This is a genomic window from Aeromicrobium sp. (genome assembly GCF_036676885.1).
In the GTDB taxonomy this organism is placed as follows: domain Bacteria; phylum Actinomycetota; class Actinomycetes; order Propionibacteriales; family Nocardioidaceae; genus Aeromicrobium.
Genome location: NZ_JAKFCB010000080.1, coordinates 1 through 17,362 on the forward strand (window position 1 = coordinate 1; position 17,362 = coordinate 17,362).

Annotated in this window: 20 protein-coding genes; 11 read left to right on the top strand and 9 right to left on the bottom strand. The window is 69.5% G+C overall.

Annotated features, from left to right (window positions below):
* A partial coding sequence (locus V6M46_RS04270; protein ID WP_332662532.1) for an AMP-binding protein occupies positions 1 to 512 on the bottom strand: 512 nt, incomplete at its 3' end.
* Positions 513 to 644: 132 nt separating this feature from the next.
* Between V6M46_RS04270 and V6M46_RS04275 the strand changes: the two genes are divergently transcribed.
* From V6M46_RS04275 to V6M46_RS04285, 3 genes are all read left to right on the top strand, one after another.
* The gene (locus V6M46_RS04275; protein ID WP_332662533.1) at positions 645 to 1,079 is read left to right on the top strand and encodes an SRPBCC family protein; all 435 of its coding nucleotides are present in this window, start codon (positions 645 to 647) and stop codon (positions 1,077 to 1,079) included.
* 286 nt (positions 1,080 to 1,365) lie between these two features.
* Complete coding sequence (locus V6M46_RS04280) at positions 1,366 to 2,313, top strand: ROK family glucokinase (RefSeq protein WP_332662534.1); 948 nt, start codon at positions 1,366 to 1,368, stop codon at positions 2,311 to 2,313.
* Positions 2,313 to 3,350 carry an ROK family glucokinase gene (locus V6M46_RS04285; RefSeq protein WP_332662535.1) on the top strand — a complete coding sequence of 346 codons (1,038 nt, stop codon included), beginning with the start codon at positions 2,313 to 2,315 and terminating at the stop codon, positions 3,348 to 3,350. Before V6M46_RS04280 ends, V6M46_RS04285 begins: the two co-directional genes overlap by 1 nt.
* On the opposite strand, the gene V6M46_RS04290 is transcribed toward V6M46_RS04285, so the two are convergent.
* Positions 3,256 to 3,663, bottom strand: coding sequence for a hypothetical protein (locus V6M46_RS04290; RefSeq protein ID WP_332662536.1), 408 nt, complete (start codon positions 3,661 to 3,663; stop codon positions 3,256 to 3,258). The genes V6M46_RS04285 and V6M46_RS04290 overlap by 95 nt on opposite strands.
* Complete coding sequence (locus V6M46_RS04295; protein WP_332662537.1) at positions 3,656 to 4,432, bottom strand: alpha/beta hydrolase; 777 nt, start codon at positions 4,430 to 4,432, stop codon at positions 3,656 to 3,658. The genes V6M46_RS04290 and V6M46_RS04295 overlap by 8 nt, the downstream gene beginning before the upstream one ends.
* Positions 4,433 to 4,510: 78 nt before the next feature.
* Between V6M46_RS04295 and V6M46_RS04300 the strand changes: the two genes are divergently transcribed.
* The 4 genes from V6M46_RS04300 (at position 4,511) to V6M46_RS04315 (ending at position 8,656) form a co-directional block, all read left to right on the top strand.
* Complete coding sequence (locus tag V6M46_RS04300) at positions 4,511 to 5,263, top strand: lysophospholipid acyltransferase family protein (protein WP_332662538.1); 753 nt, start codon at positions 4,511 to 4,513, stop codon at positions 5,261 to 5,263.
* A gap of 140 nt (positions 5,264 to 5,403) precedes the next feature.
* On the top strand, positions 5,404 to 6,432 hold the full coding sequence (locus V6M46_RS04305) for a 6-phosphofructokinase (RefSeq protein WP_332662539.1): 1,029 nt from the start codon (positions 5,404 to 5,406) through the stop codon (positions 6,430 to 6,432).
* Positions 6,433 to 6,662: 230 nt separating this feature from the next.
* Positions 6,663 to 8,000, top strand: coding sequence for a class II 3-deoxy-7-phosphoheptulonate synthase (locus V6M46_RS04310; RefSeq protein WP_332662540.1), 1,338 nt, complete (start codon positions 6,663 to 6,665; stop codon positions 7,998 to 8,000).
* Between the two features lie 182 nt (positions 8,001 to 8,182).
* Entirely contained in the window at positions 8,183 to 8,656 is a 474-nt protein-coding gene (locus V6M46_RS04315; protein WP_332662541.1) for a DUF1990 family protein, read from the top strand.
* On the opposite strand, the gene V6M46_RS04320 is transcribed toward V6M46_RS04315, so the two are convergent.
* The 3 genes from V6M46_RS04320 to pknB are packed head-to-tail and all read right to left on the bottom strand — an operon-like array spanning position 8,653 to position 12,121.
* Entirely contained in the window at positions 8,653 to 9,183 is a 531-nt protein-coding gene (locus tag V6M46_RS04320; RefSeq protein ID WP_332662542.1) for a carboxymuconolactone decarboxylase family protein, read from the bottom strand. The genes V6M46_RS04315 and V6M46_RS04320 overlap by 4 nt on opposite strands.
* Positions 9,184 to 9,187: 4 nt before the next feature.
* Positions 9,188 to 10,060: a DMT family transporter gene (locus V6M46_RS04325; protein WP_332662543.1), complete on the bottom strand. Its 873-nt coding sequence runs from the start codon at positions 10,058 to 10,060 to the stop codon at positions 9,188 to 9,190.
* A 3-nt stretch (positions 10,061 to 10,063) separates the two neighbouring features.
* The gene (gene pknB, locus V6M46_RS04330; RefSeq protein WP_332662544.1) at positions 10,064 to 12,121 is read right to left on the bottom strand and encodes a Stk1 family PASTA domain-containing Ser/Thr kinase; all 2,058 of its coding nucleotides are present in this window, start codon (positions 12,119 to 12,121) and stop codon (positions 10,064 to 10,066) included.
* A 136-nt stretch (positions 12,122 to 12,257) separates the two neighbouring features.
* Here pknB and V6M46_RS04335 point away from each other — a divergent pair, with 136 nt between their 5' ends.
* Together V6M46_RS04335 and V6M46_RS04340 are read left to right on the top strand one after the other, a co-directional pair.
* Positions 12,258 to 12,656 (top strand): ribonuclease domain-containing protein, encoded by a 399-nt coding sequence (locus V6M46_RS04335; protein ID WP_332662545.1) that lies wholly within the window; start codon positions 12,258 to 12,260, stop codon positions 12,654 to 12,656.
* Positions 12,653 to 13,069, top strand: a complete 417-nt coding sequence (locus V6M46_RS04340; protein WP_332662546.1) for a barstar family protein — start codon at positions 12,653 to 12,655, stop codon at positions 13,067 to 13,069. The genes V6M46_RS04335 and V6M46_RS04340 overlap by 4 nt, the downstream gene beginning before the upstream one ends.
* Here the strand turns inward: V6M46_RS04340 and V6M46_RS04345 are convergent.
* Complete coding sequence (locus V6M46_RS04345) at positions 13,044 to 14,087, bottom strand: polyprenyl synthetase family protein (protein WP_332662547.1); 1,044 nt, start codon at positions 14,085 to 14,087, stop codon at positions 13,044 to 13,046. The genes V6M46_RS04340 and V6M46_RS04345 overlap by 26 nt on opposite strands.
* A gap of 23 nt (positions 14,088 to 14,110) precedes the next feature.
* Between V6M46_RS04345 and metF the strand changes: the two genes are divergently transcribed.
* A complete protein-coding gene (gene metF, locus V6M46_RS04350) occupies positions 14,111 to 15,004 on the top strand; it encodes a methylenetetrahydrofolate reductase [NAD(P)H] (RefSeq protein ID WP_332662548.1) in 894 nt (297 codons plus the stop codon).
* Here metF and V6M46_RS04355 read toward each other — a convergent pair.
* Positions 15,001 to 16,260, bottom strand: a complete 1,260-nt coding sequence (locus V6M46_RS04355) for an FAD-dependent oxidoreductase (RefSeq protein WP_332662549.1) — start codon at positions 16,258 to 16,260, stop codon at positions 15,001 to 15,003. The genes metF and V6M46_RS04355 overlap by 4 nt on opposite strands.
* Before the next feature lie 9 nt (positions 16,261 to 16,269).
* Entirely contained in the window at positions 16,270 to 16,848 is a 579-nt protein-coding gene (locus V6M46_RS04360) for a DUF4126 domain-containing protein (protein WP_332662550.1), read from the bottom strand.
* 50 nt (positions 16,849 to 16,898) lie between these two features.
* Between V6M46_RS04360 and V6M46_RS04365 the strand changes: the two genes are divergently transcribed.
* The coding region (locus V6M46_RS04365) for a class I SAM-dependent methyltransferase (RefSeq protein WP_332662552.1) at positions 16,899 to 17,362 on the top strand (464 nt) is incomplete at its 3' end.

Genomic DNA, 17,362 nt, shown 5'->3' on the forward strand with positions numbered 1-17,362 from the left:
GTCTCGCTCGTGATGGCGGCGCGGCGCGACTCGACGTCGGAGTCGCTGACCTCGGCCCCGCGGGCCGTGATCTCCTCGATGGCGCCGCCGTCCAGGACCCACACGTCGCGGAGGTCAGGCGTCTGGGCCTCCTTGACCCGGCCGAGGTGGGCGTCGGACTCGACGATCGCGGCCACCGCTCCGGAGTCGGACAGGATCCACTCGATCTGCGCGGTGGACGAGGTCTCGTAGATCGGGACGGTTGCGGCGCCGACCCACCAGATGGCGTAGTCGACGACGGTCCACTCGTACCTCGTCTTGGAGAGCAGGGCGACCCGGTCGCCGGGTGAGACCCCGGCGGCGATGAGGCCCTTGGCCACGGCGAGGACGTTGCGATGGAAGTCGCCGAGAGTGACGTCGTGCCACTTGCCGCCCACCATCCGGGCCAGGGCGACGTCGTCAGCATGTCCTGGAAGACGGTCGAGGATGTCGTCAGAGAGGTTGCCCAGTTCGGGTGCATGCGCCTGTGTCACGTACGGCAGGCTACTCTCACGCGCTCCGGTGCACGGAATCGGTGGCGTGCTGGAGCCGACCTCCCGGCGGCGGCGCCCGGCATGAAGGCCACTAGCATGGGGACACACATTCGAGCCGGACGAGGAGGGGTGATGGCGCGAACCACGAGCGACATCGTCATCGACGCTTCTGCGGACCGGATCATGGACGTCATCGCCGACTTCGGGACCTATCCGCAGTGGGCCACGGGCGTCAAGGCCGCCGATGTCGTGGCGTCCGACGGCGGCCGTGCCAAGCAGGTGCACTTCATCCTCGACGCCACGCCGATCCGCGACGAGTACGAGCTGGGCTACACGTGGGACGGCAACCGGTCGGTCTCGTGGAGCCTCGTCGAGAAGGGCTCGATGCTCAAGTCGATGGACGGCGCGTACATCCTCGAGCCGCTCGACGGTGCCAAGACCCGCGTCACCTACCAGCTCGCCGTCGACGTCTCGATCCCGCTGCTCGGCATGCTCAAGCGCAAGGCCGAGAAGGTCATCATCGACACCGCCCTCAAGGGGTTGAAGAAACAGGTCGAGGCCCTGTGAGCGAGCACAGCTCCAGCGCGGCTTCAGACTCCACACATTCAGATCGTGTCGGCTCGGTCGCCGAAGAGGCCTTCAAGCTGTTCCGTGCCATGGCCTCGCAACCCCACGCCGACACCGAAGGCAGCTCGGCCCACGTGTGCTCGACGACGTGGTGCCCCGTGTGCCAGGTCACCGGCTTCGTCCGGGACAATCCGGAGGCCCTGGCCAAGGTGTCAGATTCCGCCGCACAGCTCACCCGCTCGCTCCGCGAGCTCATCGAAACCGCTCTGACACCTCGGGAAGAGACATGACACTGGCCGTTGGCGTCGACATCGGCGGAACCAAGATCGCAACGGGACTCGTCTCCGAGGACGGCAAGATCCTCGACTCGGCATCTGAGCCCACGCCCGACGACGCGACCAAGATCCCCGCGATCGTGGCCGACCTCGTCGAGCGGCTGGTCGGAGACGACAACGTCGCCGGCATCGGCATCGGGGCCGCCGGCTTCGTCGGCGAGGACCGATCGACAGTGCGATTCGCGCCCAACATCGACTGGCGCGAAGAGCCCCTCGGCGAGCGGGTGCGCGCGCTCGTCGACCTGCCCGTCGTGGTCGAGAACGACGCCAACGCGGCGGCGTGGGGCGAGTTCAGCTTCGGCGCCGGTCAGGACACCGACGACCTGCTGCTCGTCACGATCGGCACCGGCATCGGCGGCGGCATCGTGCACCGCGGCCAGCTGTTCCGCGGCGGCTTCGGCGTTGCGGCCGAGATCGGCCACATGCGGGTCGTCCCCGACGGCATCCTCTGCGGCTGTGGCCAGCACGGTTGCTGGGAGCAGTACGCCAGCGGCAGCGCACTCGTACGCAATGCGCGCGAGCGTGTGGCCAACGAGGACGACGGTGCCGCGGCGATCGCGGCCCTCGGCAACGGCGACCTGAGCCGCATCACCGGCCCCGGCATCACCGAGCTGGCCCAGCAGGGCGACCCGCTGGCGATCGAGCTCCTCGCCGAACTGGGCCGCTGGATGGGCGAGGGAATCGCGGTACTCACGACGATCCTCGACCCCAGCGTGATCGCGATCGGGGGTGGGGTCGGCGCAGCCGGAGACCTTCTGATGACCCCGGTCGTGGAGGCGTTCGAGGCCAACCTCCCGGCGCGCGCCCACCGCCCCGAGGCGGCCCTGCGCCTGGCCGCACTCGGCAACCGGGCCGGCATCATCGGTGCCGCCGACCTCGCACGGGTCGAGCCCGCCTGATGGCCGACAAGCTGGCAGTAGGCATCGACATCGGCGGGACCAAGATCGCCGCAGGCGTCGTCGACGAGGACGGCCACATCCTGGCCCGGCTCAAGCGGGAGACACCGACGACCGAGCCGCTCGAGGTCATCGACGCGATCGCCGACATCACCGAGGAGTTCCGGCGCGAGCACCACATCCGCGCGATCGGGGTGGGAGCGGCTGGGTTCGTCGACGCCACCCAGTCGACGGTCCTCTTCGCCCCGCACCTGGCCTGGCGCCACGAGCCGCTCCGTGACGCCGTGGCCCGGCGCACGGGCCTGCCGGTGCTGGTCGACAACGACGCCAACGCCGCGGGGTGGGCCGAGTGGCGCTACGGCGCGGCACAGAACGAGGCCGATCTCGTGCTCATCACGCTCGGCACGGGCATCGGCGGCGCGATCGTGATCGACGGCCAGCCCTATCGCGGGCAGTTCGGCATCGCGGGGGAGTTCGGCCACATGCAGGTCGTCCCCAACGGCAACCAGTGCGAGTGCGGCAACAAGGGGTGCTGGGAGCAGTACGCCAGCGGCCGCGTCCTGACGCGCCGTGCCCGCGCCGCTGCGACCAAGGGCACGGACTTCGGCAAGCTGCTCCTGGCCGAGTCCGGCGACGACGTCAAGGCCATCGAGGGTCACCTGGTCACCAAGCACGCGCAGGCAGGCAACGACGAGGCGATCGAGTGGATCGCCGAGGTCGGCGACTGGCTGGGCGTCGGCATCGCCAACCTCGCCGCCGCACTCGACCCCGGCATGTTCGTGATCGGCGGTGGGGTCAGTGACGCGGGTGAGCTGCTCGTCGGCCCGGCGCGGGCGGCATTCAGCCGTACGTTGACCGGTCGCGGCTACCGCGCCGAGGCGCGCATCGTCCGAGCCCACCTGGGGCCGGAGGCCGGCCTCATCGGCGCCGCCGACATGGCCCGGCTCACAGCACGGCGCCGTCGTCCGGCCAATCCCTCCGCGAGGGCCCGTGTTCGGGCAACTGCAAGATCAAGTAGATCGCCGAGGCGACGAAGGTGAGCGCGGCGGCCGCGACGATCGGGCGGTCGAGGAAGACGCCCGACATCGTCGCGATGACGAGGGACAACGGGGCGCCGAGCACGCCGATCCAGGCTGCCAGGACGCCGCGGCGCCTGGGGATCAGCGGCGTCGGCTCGACCTTGCGGTAGAACGGCTCCTCGGCGTCAGCGGCGTCGATGTCGTCGTCCGTGAGCGGCGACCACTCCGGCTCGGGAGGTTCCTCGGTGGGCTTCTGGTCCGGCTTCTCGTCGATGAACGAGAGGTCGAGCTCGAGACCTTCGACGATCTTGTCGAAGTCGTCGCGCTCAGTCATCCGGGGTCCCGACGTGCTCGGCGATGAATGCCGCCGTGCGGTCGAAGATCAGCTGGTCGTCGTTGTCGATCGTCGCGACGTGATAGCTCTCCGGCAGCGCGACGAGGTCGACGACCTGGGACGACACGCCGGCGCGGATGAGGTCGACCGAGGTGGCATCGAGAACGTGGTCCTCGTCGGACTTGAAGATCAGCAGCGGCTGCGTGACCTTGTCGAGGTTGCTGCGGACGTCCTTCCACATCACGAGCTGCGACGCGAGCGCCTTGAGCGGCGTACGGGTGTAGCCGACCTCGTCCTGGCCCGGCTTCTTGATGTCGTTGCCGATGCCCGGCAGCGAGCGCACGAGCCACTTGAGGACCGGCAGCAGCTTGAGGTCGAAGCGCGCGAGGTTGACCACGGGGTTGACCACCACGACGGCATCAACGTCGTCGGGGCGTTGCTCGGCGAGCCGCAGTGCGAGGCAACCGCCCATCGACAGTCCGGCGACGACGACGTGGTCGCAGCGTGAACGGAGGTCGGTCAGCGCCGCGTCGACCTCGGCGTACCACTGCTCCCAGCGGGTCGTGTTGCACTCTTGCCACGTCGTGCCGTGACCCGGCAGCCGCGGCACCCGCACGGTGTGACCCAGGCTCGCGAGCTGCCTGCCCCAGGGCGTCATCGAGGCCGGCGAGCCCGTGAAGCCGTGGCTCAGGAGCACGCCGATGCGGCCGCCGTCGGCGGAGAATGGCTCGGCGCCGGGCAGAAGTCCGGGCAACGTCGTCGAAGTCATGCGTCCATCTTCCCCCATCGTGGTTCCGATCGGGTCGCATCATGCGAAAGGCGTGCGGTTCAGAGTAGTGTCCTGTCCGTGTTCTATTGGTTCCTGAAGTTCCTCGCACTGGGCCCGCTGCTCAAGCTGATCTTCAGGCCTTGGGCCGAAGGCACCGAGAACGTGCCGAAGGAAGGCGCGGTCATCCTGGCGAGCAACCATCTGTCGTACGCCGACTGGTTGTTCATGCCGCTCGTGATCCCGCGCCGGGTCACGTTCGTGGCGAAGGCCGAGTACTTCGAGGGCTCGGGCGTCAAGGGCTGGCTGCAGAAGACGTTCTTCTCCGGCGCCGGCCAGGTGCCCATCGACCGCACGAGCGGCTCCGCCGCGGCCGGGGCGATCAAGACTCAGCTGCGGCTCCTCGCGGACGGCGAGGTCTGCGGCATCTACCCCGAGGGCACCCGCTCGCACGACGGCAAGCTCTACCGTGGACGCACCGGCGTCGCGCGGCTGGCGTTGGAGGCCGGCGTACCGGTCATCCCGCTCGCCGTCATCGGCACCGATGTCGTCGCGCCGCCCGGCAAGATCTTCGGCAGGTTCGCCCGGCCCGGCGTCCGATTCGGCAAGCCGCTCGACTTCAGCCGCTACGAGGGCATGCAGGACGATCGCTACATCCTGCGCGCCATCACCGACGAGATCATGTACGAGATCATGCGGCTCTCGGGTCAGGAGTACGTCGACCTCTACGCGCAGGACTCCAAGAAGCGCGATCGCGACGCGGAGCGCGAGGCCGCCAAGGTCGCCGCCCGCGCCGAGGCCGATGAGGTCTGGGACGAAATCAAGCCGGAATGAGTGAGCGAGCGCAGCGAGCGAACCTCAGTCCGCGCTGGCGAAGCGGGAGCGTTCGTCCCGCAGGCGCCAGACAGCGAAGCGTAGTGAGACAGCTCAACAACTGAACAACTGAACCGTCACCACCAACGAAGGGAAGCTCGATGCGCGTCGGCATGCTCACTGGGGGCGGCGACTGCCCCGGACTCAACGCGGTCATCCGAGGCGCCGTGCGCAAGGGAGTGTCCACGTACGGCCATGAGTTCGTCGGGTTCCGTGACGGCTGGCGCGGGCCGCTCGAGAACGACACCATCACGCTCGACACCAAGGCCGTGCGCGGCATCCTGCCCCGCGGTGGCACGATCCTCGGCTCGTCCCGCACCAACCCGTTCGCGATCGAGAACGGCGTCGAGCTGATCAAGGACAACCTCGCGGCCAACGGCTGTGACGCGCTGATCGCGATCGGCGGGGAGGACACCCTCGGGGTGGCGACCAAGCTCGCGGACCTGGGCGTCAACGTCGTCGGTGTGCCCAAGACGATCGACAACGACCTGTCCGGCACGGACTTCACGTTCGGCTTCGACACCGCGGTCAACATCGCGATGGAGGCGATCGACCGGCTGCACACGACCGCCGAGTCCCATCACCGCGTGCTCGTCGTCGAGGTCATGGGCCGGCACGCGGGTTGGATCGCCCTGCACGCCGGCCTCGCCGGCGGCGCCAACATCATCTTGATCCCCGAGCGTCCGTTCGACATCGAGAAGGTGTGCGCACAGGTCGAGAGCCGGTTCGCGACGCACTACTCGCCGATCATCGTGGTCTCCGAGGGCGCGGTGCCGGCCGACGGCGGTTCGATGTCGCTGATCAGCGGCCAGAAGGATGCGTTCGGCCACGTACGCCTCGGCGGCATCGGCGACCGGCTCGCGTCCGAGATCGAGCAGCGCACGGGCCAGGAGGCCCGGGCCGTCGTGCTCGGGCACATCCAGCGCGGCGGCACGCCCACCGCGTTCGACCGCTGGCTCGCCACGCGGTTCGGCCTGCACGCGATCCAGGCGGTGCACGAGGGTGACTTCGGCACGATGGTCGCCCTGCGTGGCACCGACATCGTGCGCGTGCCCCTGTCCGAGGGCACCAAGGAGCTCAAGGTCGTACGCCCCGAGCTCTACGAAGAAGCCGAAGTTCTGTTTGGCTGAGGTCGATTCGCGCCAGCGAATCGCACCGAGGCCAGGTTGAGTCGAAGCACGCCGAAGGCGTCCGCTTATCGAAACCTCGTGAGCCGACGGGCTGATCAAGCCCCTCGGCTCACCGGGTCTCGATACGCTCCTCGTTCCTCCCAGCCACTCCACCGGCGGGTTGCTGGCTCTCCGTCCCATCGTGTGAAGGCGTGGACCGAGCACTCGACGGACCCGAGTAGAATCGCTGGGTGAGCATTCCCAGCCTTGACGACCTCCATGCGATGGGCGCTGCCCAGCAGCCCACGTATGTCGATCCGTCCGCCCGCGACGCCGCGGTGCAGACACTGCGGAAGATGCCGCCGCTGGTGTTTGCCGGCGAGTGCGACGCGCTGCGCGACCGGCTCGCCGAGGTCGCCCGCGGCGAAGCCTTCCTGCTGCAGGGTGGAGACTGCGCCGAGACGTTCGAGGGCGTGACCGCCGAGAACGTCCGCAACAAGCTCCGGGTCCTGCTCTCGATGGCCGTCGTGCTGACCTACGCCGCGAGCGTTCCGGTCGTCAAGGTCGGCCGGCTCGCCGGTCAGTACGCCAAGCCGCGATCCAGCGACACCGAGACCCGCGACGGCGTGACCCTGCCGGCATACCGTGGCGACGCCGTCAACGGCTTCGACTTCAACGCCGCGTCGCGTGCGCACGACCCGCAGCGGCTCGTCGACGTCTACAACGCATCGGCCTCGACGCTCAACCTCGCGCGCGCCTTCACGACCGGTGGTTACGCCGACCTGCGCCAGATGCACGCGTGGAACACCGACTTCGTCAAGAACAGCCCGGTGGGCGAGCGCTACGAGCGCATCGGCGCCGAGATCGACCGCGCGCTGGCATTCATGGATGCGATCGGCGTCGACCCCGACGAGTTCCACACCGTCGACTTCTTCTCCTCGCACGAGGCCCTGATCCTCGAGTACGAGCACTCGCTGACCCGCATCGACTCGCGCACCGAGCGCCCCTACGACGTGTCGAGCCACTTCGTGTGGATCGGCGAGCGCACGCGCCAGCTCGACGGCGCGCACGTCGAGCTCATGAGCAAGATCGCCAACCCGATCGGCGTCAAGCTCGGCCCGACCAGCACCGCTGACGACGCGATCGCGCTCTACGAGAAGCTCAACCCCGAGCGCATTCCGGGCAAGATCACGTTCATCACCCGCTTCGGCGCCGGCAAGATCCGTGACGGCCTGCCCAACCTGGTCGAGAAGGTCACGGCGGCGGGCATCGAGGTCGCGTGGGTGTGCGACCCGATGCACGGCAACACGTTCGAGGCCTCCAACGGATACAAGACCCGCGAGTTCGACGATGTCATCGACGAGGTCCGCGGCTTCTTCGAGGTGCACCGCGCGCTCGGCACCTGGCCGGGGGGCGTGCACGTCGAGCTCACCGGCGACGACGTCACCGAATGCGTCGGCGGCGGCGCCAAGCTGTCGGCCGAGGACCTGTCGCACCGCTACGAGACACTGTGCGATCCGCGCCTCAACCGCGCGCAGAGCCTCGAGCTGGCCTTCCTGGTCAGCGAGATGTTGTCCGGTCGTTCTTGAGTCTTCTCGCGACGCGATGAGGCCGGGGTCGATGACTGCTTCTGTTGATCGGCGCGCCTTTGTTCTGGCTGGCGGGGTCCTGCGTGATCGCTTCGAGGTGCTTTCCATTGCTGTCACGCCTTGGTCCTGGCGTGGCGTCGTGACGGAGCCTTCGAGTGGTCAGGTCAGGGGCGGTCGGGTCCGTGGCTGAGCTGACGTACTCCGAGGTCGGGGCTTCGGCTCACGAACCGCTGCCTGCCGGCTATCACCACGTACGCGCCTCGCGCCGGCTCGGCGTCGTCGACCTCGATGCGGCCGCCGAGGCGCTCATGACCTGGCAGCTTCAGGAGCGGTCGGGCGTGCGCCGGGTGAGCGGGCCACCGCGGGCGACGCTCGGCGCCGACGTGACGTTCCGGTTCCTGGGCCAGAAGGTCCCGTGCCGCGTGGTCGACGTCGTCGACGAACCGGATCGGCGCGGCTTCGCGTACGGGACGCTGCCGGGTCACCCCGAGACGGGGGAGGAGCGGTTCGTCGTCGAGCGCGACCCCGCGACCGGCGAGGTGACCGTGACGGTGACGGCGTTCTCCAACCACGCGCTCTGGCGGACCAGGCTCGCCGGACCGCTCGGCCGGCTCCTGCAGCGAACGATGACGCAGCGCTACCTGAAGGCCCTCTAGTCCTCCGGCTGCACCTTGAGGGTCAGCAGCACCGTGGCCAGCGAGTCGTACTGGCCGCACAGCAGCAGGAACTCGATCAGCTCGGGCTCGGTGAGGTGCTCGCTCAGGGCCGACCACGTCGCATCGTCGATGAACTTGTCGTCGACGAACTGGTCGACGGCCGCGAAGAATGCCCGCTCGCGCTCGGTCCACCCGGGCCAGGTCTCGTCGGCGAGGTGGTCGATCTCGGCGGGCGTGACCCCGGCCTTGCGGGCGATGCGCACGTGGTGGCGGCGCTCGTACTCGCACTCCCGGATCGTCGCGATCCGCAGGATCACGAGCTCGCTGTCGCGGCGCGGAAGCCGGCCGCCCGGCATGAGCTTGCCGCTGTAGTAGAGCCAGCCGCGGAACAGCTTTCGCTGCCGTCCCAGCGTCGTGAAGATGTTGGGCCTGGTGCCGCCGATCACGCGGCCGGCCAGGGCGCTGACCCCGTAGTTGACGAGTCCGAGCTCCTTGAGCCCGCCGGGCGCGATACGGGGCTGGTCCATCGCGTCAGTCTAGGGGAACCTGTACGCGTGTCTCACTACGTCCTGACGTCTCGGCGAGGATCATCGCGGCGAGCACGAGCGCACCGCCGATCAGCAGCCGCCAGCCCAGGCCTTCGCCGCCGAGCCAGATGGCGAAGGTCGCGGCGAACACCGGCTCCATCGTCATGAGCAGTGCTGCGCGCGAGGCGTCGAGCTGGCTCTGCGCCCACGTCTGCGCCAGCATCGCCAGCGCTCCGGCGGCGAGCGCCATGTAGAGCGTCGCAGCCCAGTCGCCGGACCGCTCGGGCAGGGTGAGACCGCCCGGAGCAGCGGCCACGAAGCAGAGCGCGGCGATGACTCCCATCTGGATCGTCGCCATCGCGTAGGCGTCCTTGGCCGACGACCAGCGGGACAGAACGACGATGTGCACGGCGTAGAGGATCGCGCAGACGAACGTGATCGACTCGCCGAATCCGACGGCGAAGCCGCGCAGCGAGAGGATCGCGAGGCCGATCGTCGACAGGCCGACCGCGACCCAGACGATCCGGGAGACCCGCTGCCGGAACGCCAGCGAGGCGAGCACGGGGGTCGCGACGACGTACAGGCCCGTGATGAACCCAGAAACACTCGCATCCGTGTGGCCCAGGCCCACGGTCTGCAGGATCTGTGCGACACCGTAGATGCCACCCGCGTAGGCACTGCGGCGGCGCATCTCGGGGGTGAGGTGCGCGATGGCGCGGGGGGCGAGCAGGAACAGCACGGTGAACGCGATCGCGAAGCGTACGGCGAGGAAGTCCGGCGCCGGAACGCGATCAAGCAGGTCCTTGATCAGGAAGAACGTGGAACCCCACACCGCGGTGACGCCGAGAAGTGCTGCCGCGGCGAGCCTGGTGCGCACGGGTCAGAAGCCGACGATGGTGACGGTGCTGCCCTTGGCCCGCTTCGATCCGCCAGGCGGCGTCTGCGCCTTGACCGTGAAGTCGCCGGCACCGAAGGCGGTCACCTTGAAGCCCGCCCGCTCGAGCATCCTGACCGCGTACGGCCGCGTGTGGCCGACCATGTCGGGCACCACGACCATCTCGGGTCCCTTGGACACCGTCAGCGTGATCGTCTCGCCCTTGGTGCTCGTGCCCTTGTTCGGATTCTGGGTCACGACGTTGCCCTTGGCGACGTCCGCACTGAAGACCTCGCTGGCCTTCACGTCGAAGCCGGCCTTCTCCAGCGCGGCCTTCGCCTCGGTGTACGGCTTGCCGCGGAAGTCCACGACGTCGATCGGCCGGGGGCCCTTGCTGATCCCGAGGACGACCTCTGTGCCGCGCTTGAGATCGTCGGCCACCGTGTAGTTGGTGACGCCCACCACGCGGCCCTTGTCGACCTTCTCGTCGAAGACCTTCTTGGTGTCACCCACCACGAGGTCGACATCCTTGAGTGCCGCCGTGGCGGCAGCGACGGTCATGCCCTTGAGCTTCGCGGGGACGTGCACGCGATCTGGTCCCTTGGAGACGACCGCCTCGATCGTGCTGCCAGGCAGGATCTTCTGGCCGGGCTCGGGGTTGGTGTCGATCACCGTGCCCGCCGGGCGGCTCTCCGAGAACGCTTCCTTGCTGACCTTGAGCTCGAACCCGTTCTTCTCGGCGTTCGTCCTGGCGACGGCCACGGCGCTGCCCTCCAGCAGGGGCGTGTCGTCGTAGCGACCGACGCTGAACCAGTAGCCGATCGCGAAGACCAGCAGAGCCAGCAGGATCGCGAGGACCAGGAGGTTGCGGCCGCGGTGAGACTTCTGCTCGCCCGCGCGGGCCTTGGCATAGTCCTCCGGCGACATCATCGGATGCAGGCCCGCAGGGCGCTCCGCTGTCTCGGGGAGCTCCGGTGGGGTGTCGAGGCCCGTACGTGTGGCCCGGTCCACCGGGGCCAGGGGAGCCAGGCCGTTCGACCACTGCATCGTGGTCTCGTTGGCGTGGACCGTCTCGGTCGGCTCCGACTCGGACGCCGAGGAGGGCGTGGTCAGGGGTGTGCGCCTGGGGACCGCGACCGTGGGGGTCTCGTCGTCGTCGGTGGCACGCGCTCCCGGCAGCAGGTCTGCGACCAGGTCAGGATCGTCGGTCAGCCCGGCGTCGAGGGCTCGCTGCACGGACCGGACCTGCTGCAGCATGACCCGGGCATCGGTGGACCGCTGGTCACGATCGCGTACGGTCGCCCGCGCCACGAGCGCGTCGACGTACGCCGGGACCCCGGGCTGGACCGCCGATGGTGCGCCGATGTCCTCGTGCACGTGCTTGTAGGCGACCTGGATGGGTGACTCGCCGGCATGGGGCTTGAGCCCGGTGAGCATCTCGTAGAGCATCGCGCCGCACGCGTAGATGTCGGAGCGGGCGTCGGCGCCGTCGTTGGTGACGATCTCGGGCGCGAGGTAGGAGACCGTGCCGATCAGCGTCCCACCGGTCGCGGTCGTGGCGGCGCTGACCGCTCGGGCCAGGCCGAAGTCGGCAACCTTGACGTCTCCGTCGGGGGTGATGAGGACGTTCTCGGGCTTGACGTCGCGGTGGATGATCTTGGCTGCGTGGGCGGCCGACAATGCGACGAGAACCTGCTCGAGCAGCTCGAGAGCGCGATAGGCCGGCATCGGCGCCTCTTCGCGCATGATGTCACGCAGGGTGTGCCCGGGGACGTACTCCATGACGAGGTAGGTGACATCGCCGTCGCGGCCCTGGTCGAACACCGACACCACGTTGCGGTGGTTGAGCTTGGCGGCGGACTTGGCCTCGCGGACGAACCTGGCAGTGAACTGCTGGTCGTCGCCGAGGCCGTGATGCATGACCTTGATCGCGACCTCGCGGTCGAGTCGGCGGTCGACAGCACGAAACACGCTGGCCATGCCGCCGCGCGCAATGCGATCGCCGATCAGGTAGCGGTCGTTGAGGACGCGCCCGACCAGGGCCTCGTCACCCGTCACTGTCACGCCGCTCTCCCTCGAGTTCTGGATCCCCCGACCCGTCCACTGATTCTAGAGACTCTTCCACATGAAGAACGTGACGGTGGGCGTGTCACGGTCCTGTCGTGACGTTCGCCACTCCTGTATGGGGGACGATGAGGGCATGCGACGCGGCGCGTGGATCCTCCTGCTGCTCCTCGTGGGCGTCGCGCTGGTCGTCATCGGCGGCCGTGATCTGGCGGGCCAGGACAAGGCCGGCGGCCCGCCGACCACGCAGACGCAGACGGCCCCTTCCGGTCAGGAGCTCCCGCCCGAGGTCGCCGAGACCATCGCCCTGATCCAGTCGGACGGACCGTTCCCATACGCCCGCGACGGCGCCGTGTTCAGCAACCGCGAGGGCCTGCTGCCGCAGCACGAGCACGGCTACTGGCGCGAGTACACCGTCCCGACTCCCGGCGAGTCCGATCGTGGCGCGCGCCGCCTCGTCGCGGGACAGGGCGGCGAGCTCTACTACACGCCCGACCACTACCGCTCATTCGTACGACTGAAGGAGCCCCGATGACCGCGACCTTCGACTCGGTTCTCGCCGGGCTCGTGTCGCCCGGCCTGTTCAGCTGGCGCGGTCGTGCCGATCGCGACCTGGTCGGCGAGGCCCGGGCGGCGGGTTGGCAGGCGCTAGCCCTCGACACCCGGCAGGTGACGTCGTTCGAGGGGTTCTACGACGAGGTCGCGACCGCCTGGGAGCTCCCGGAGTGGTTCGGGCGCAATCTCGACGCCTTGTTCGACGTCCTCGGCGACCTGGCGCAGCGGCCGACGCTGATCGTCTGGGATGGCCTGCACGAGCTGGGGGACATCGACCCGGTCCGGACCAGCGCCGTCGTCGACCTGCTCCGCGACGCATCGGAGCAGGCGACAGCGCTCGTCGTGATCGTGCGGGACGGCCTCGACGTCAGCGAGTTCGACGGGTTGCTGTGAGCGCCAGCGGACCCAGCACGTCGCGTGCCCCTGGGCCGAGGCGGTCGATCGCCTCGTCTGCCGAGGCCTCGAGCCGGGCGATGTCCTCCTCGACGGCGGCGAGCGCGCCGGACGTACGGATGAGGTCGCGCACGGCCTCGACGCCGTCGGACGTACCGAGCGAGGTGCGGAGCAGCTCGCGCCCGGCGTCGTCGGTGAGCTCCGCGGTCCGGGCCACGAGCACCGTCCGCTTGCCCTCGCGGAGGTCGTCGCCGGCCGGCTTGCCGGTCAGGTCGGGGTCGCCGAAGACCCCGAGCACGTCGTCGCGCAGCTGGAACGCTTCGCCGAGGGGGAGTGCGACGTCGGTCAGCGCGGCGATCAGGTCGGGATCGGCGCCGGCCAGGGCCGCGCCGATGTGGAGCGGCCGCTCGACGGTGTACTTGGCGGACTTGTAGCGCACGACCGTCATGGCCTCGGCGACCGAGAGTGATTCGCGGGTCTGCCCGGCGACGTCGAGGAACTGGCCGGCGACGACCTCGGTCTTGCACAGGTCGAGAAAGCCGAATGCCTTGTCGGTGTGCGGGAGGCCGTTGCTCCGAAACAGCTCGTCACACCACGACAGCAGCAGGTCACCGAGCAGGACCGCGGCGGACGTACCGAAGCCGACCGGGTCGCCGTGGCGGGACTCCGCACGGTGCAGCCCCTCGAAGGCGCGGTGCACACTCGGCCGGCCGCGCCGGGTGTCGGAGCCGTCCATGAGGTCGTCGTGCACGAGCGCGCTGGCTTGCAGCCACTCCAGCGCCGCGGCCGCCGTGACGATGCCGGGTTCGTCAGGATCGCCGCCGGCGACGAGCCACCCGGCGTAGCAGAACTGGGGTCGCAGGCGCTTGCCACCGGCGACGAACCCGATGGCGGCGTCGGCGAGGCCCTCGAGATCCGGGCCGAGCTCGGAGAGCAGCTCGCGCTGTCCTGCGACGAAGGACTCCAGGGTGTGATCAATCCGCGTCCGGAATTCGGGATGATCGGCACGTGGATTCACAGCTCGGACGATACCGTTGTGGCATGCCACTCCAGGAACAGTCCCTCGTCGACGCCATCCGAGGGCCGTCGCCGAGCTACTCGTTCGAGTTCTTCCCGCCCAAGGACGACGAGGGCGAAGCCGTGCTTTGGCAGACCATCGCCGACCTCGAGCCGCTCGAGCCGACGTTCGTCTCCGTGACGTACGGCGCCGGTGGCACGAGCCAGGAGCGTACGGTCCGCATCACCGCGCGCATCGCCGAGCAGACCCGCATGCGCCCCGTCGGCCACCTGACCCTCGTCGCCCAGACCCGTGGCGAGATCGAATCCGTGCTCAAGCAGTACGCCGCGGCCGGCGTCGACAACGTGCTGGCGCTCCGCGGCGACCCCAAGGGCGGGCCGCGCGCGCTCTGGGAGCCGCACCCCGACGGCATGAACCACGCGATCGACCTCGTCGAGCTCGCGACGAGCCTCGGCGGGTTCCGCATCGGCGTTGCGGCGTTCCCCGAGGGCCACCCCGATGCGGCGAGCCTCGACGACGATGCCCAGGTGCTGGTCGACAAGGCCGACGCCGGCGCCGAGTACGCGATCACGCAGCTGTTCTTCCGGCCGTCGGACTACTTCGACCTCGTGGAGCGCGTACGCGCCAAGGGCTGCGACATCCCGATCGTCCCGGGCATCATGCCGATCCTCAACTTCGCCCAGGTCGCCCGCATGGCCGAGCTGTCGGGCGCCGAGCTGCCTCGTGAGGTGCTCGACCAGGTCGAGCCGATCCAGGACGACAAGGCCGCCGTACGCGCCAAGGGCATCGAGCTGGCCACCCAGCTGTGCCGTGAGCTGCTGGCCGGGGGCGCCCCGGGCCTGCACTTCATCACGCTCAACCGTTCGAAGGCGACCAGGGAGATCTTCGAGGCGCTGCGCGCCGACGGCCTCCTCTAACGAGGCGCTGGACCGATGGCCTCGGCGATCGCGGCGGTCGCCATGCCGATGCCCTCGAGCGTCGCACCGGGATGCGCGTGCGCTCCGGCGAAGTAGATGCCGCCTGTCGGCGCGACCCCGGGCAGGTCGAGAGCGCTGGTCCAGCCGCGCCACGTCCAGCCCCAGTGTCCGAGCCCGACGAGGTCGCTGGGGTTGAGGTCGACCTGCTGCTCGACGTACGGCCGGACGTCGATCCCGAAGCGTACGAGCGCTCGCAGCGGGTCCTCGCCACTGCGGTGCTCGATCGTCCACAGGCCGTCGCCGCCCGACCACATCCGGATCGGCGGGTTGGCGTGCACGAGGATCTCGTCGGGCATGGACGGCGCTTCGGACGACAGGGTGACCAAGGTCCTCGACGCCGGTATGACCGGCATCAGGTCGCGACGTGGCAGGGGAGCGGGCCACGCCGGTGCGCACCACACGACGATGTCGGACGGCACGGCACGCCGCGAGGTCACGACCTTGCGCACCTGCCCGTCCTCGAGGACCAGCTCGTGTGCTGACTCGCCGAGCTCGATCGTGACGCCGCGCTCGGCGAGCCTGGTCTCGAGCGCGGCGGCGAGTGCGGGCAGCCCGCCGGCGAAACGCCAGCGACCGAACGACCGCTCGACGTAGTGGCCGACCGCGACGAACCCCGGGGTGACGTTGCGGTCCTGGCCCGCGAGCCGCACGGGGTTGAGAACGAGCTTGCGGAGGCGGTCGTCGTCGAGGTCCTTCTCGGCAAGGGTCGCGAGACTGCGGCGCGGACGCAGCACCTTGCGGACCGCGCGATCGACCGCAGGCCGGCCGGGGAAGACCTGGTCGAGCGCCATGCGGCGGATGACGTCCCACGGCTCCGCGAACGAGTCGACCCACGGCGACCACTCGTCCTCGCCGAACGCCTCCATCAGCGCTTCGTGCTGGTCGCCACGATTGCCGAGCGGGAGGTCGAGGACTGACTTGTCCTTGAAGACGTGGCGCCGGCCCTCGGTCTTGGTGAAGTCCAGGATGCGCTCCAAGGGGCGGCCGGACTTGCGGAACAGGTCGCGGAACACGCCCGGCAGCGTCACGGTGTCGAGCTCGGTCTGCCACGTGCGCCCGTCGATCGTGACGCCGTTGAGCCGTCCGCCCAGCCGTTGACCGCTCTCGAGGAGCGTCACGTGGTGGCGCAGCTTGGCCAGGCGAGCCGCGGCCGACATCCCGGCGAAGCCGCCACCCACGACCACGACGTTCGCCATGCGCGCAGACTACGCGGTGAGGCGACGCCGCCTGCGCCACGCCTTGCGGATGACGCGCCACAGCAGGATGACCACGACGGCGCCCACGACCAGCAGGGACGCGGAGATGCCGAGCGCGATCCAGGGGTGGGAGACCGCGAGCGCGACGACCGTGATGACGCTGACGTCCTCGGCGGTGCTGACGATGCTGTTGCTGAACGGCTCGGGGGAGGTGTTGACGGCGAGCCGCAGGCCCGACTTGATGCCGTGCGACGTGAGGGCCGTCCCGCCGCCGAGTGCCGTCAGCAGGGCCTGGTCGAGGCCGCTCGAGTCGCCCGCGAACTGGTAGGCGACGAACGCGCCGACCGTCGGGCGTACGACCGTCGACACGGCGTCCCACATCGAGTCGGCGACCGGGATCTTGTCGACGACGAACTCGATCGCGAACATCACGAGCGAGATCACCAGCACGTCCGTACGCCCGAGGGTGTCCGGAATCGCAGCGCTGTCGTCCAGGCGGTCGACCAGGCCGAGCACCGCGACCGTGGCGTACGCGTTGATGCCGCTGGCCCACCCGCTGGAGAACACGAGGGCCGTCAGGGACTCCATGCCCGGACGCTATCGGAAACCGCGATCCACGCTGTGGCACAGTGTCCGTCATGGGTCCGGTCCGCACCGAGTTGATGTGGCAGTCCGTCGTGGATGCCGTCGACGTCGCGGGCTCCGGCGACGCGCTCGACGTGCTCGACCTCGGCGGAGGCACGGGCAGTGACGCCGTTCGCCTCGCCGCCCTGGGGCACCACGTCACGGTCGTCGACCCGAGTCCCGATGCGCTGGCCTCGTTGCACCGTCGCGGGGTCGAGGCCGGCCTCAGCGAGAGCGTCAACGCCGTCCAGGGCGATGCGGCCGATCTGCTCGAGCACGTCGCGGCGTCCTCGTTCGACCTCGTCATCTGCCACGACGTCATCGAGCACGTCGACGACCCGGGCCAGGCGCTCTCGACGATTGCCACGGTGCTGCGCCCCGGCGGCCTTGTCAGTGTCGTCGTCGCGGGTCGCAATGCGGCCGTCGCCGCCCGTGCGCTCGCCGGCGACTTCGTCACCGCGCAGTCGCTCGTGGGGCG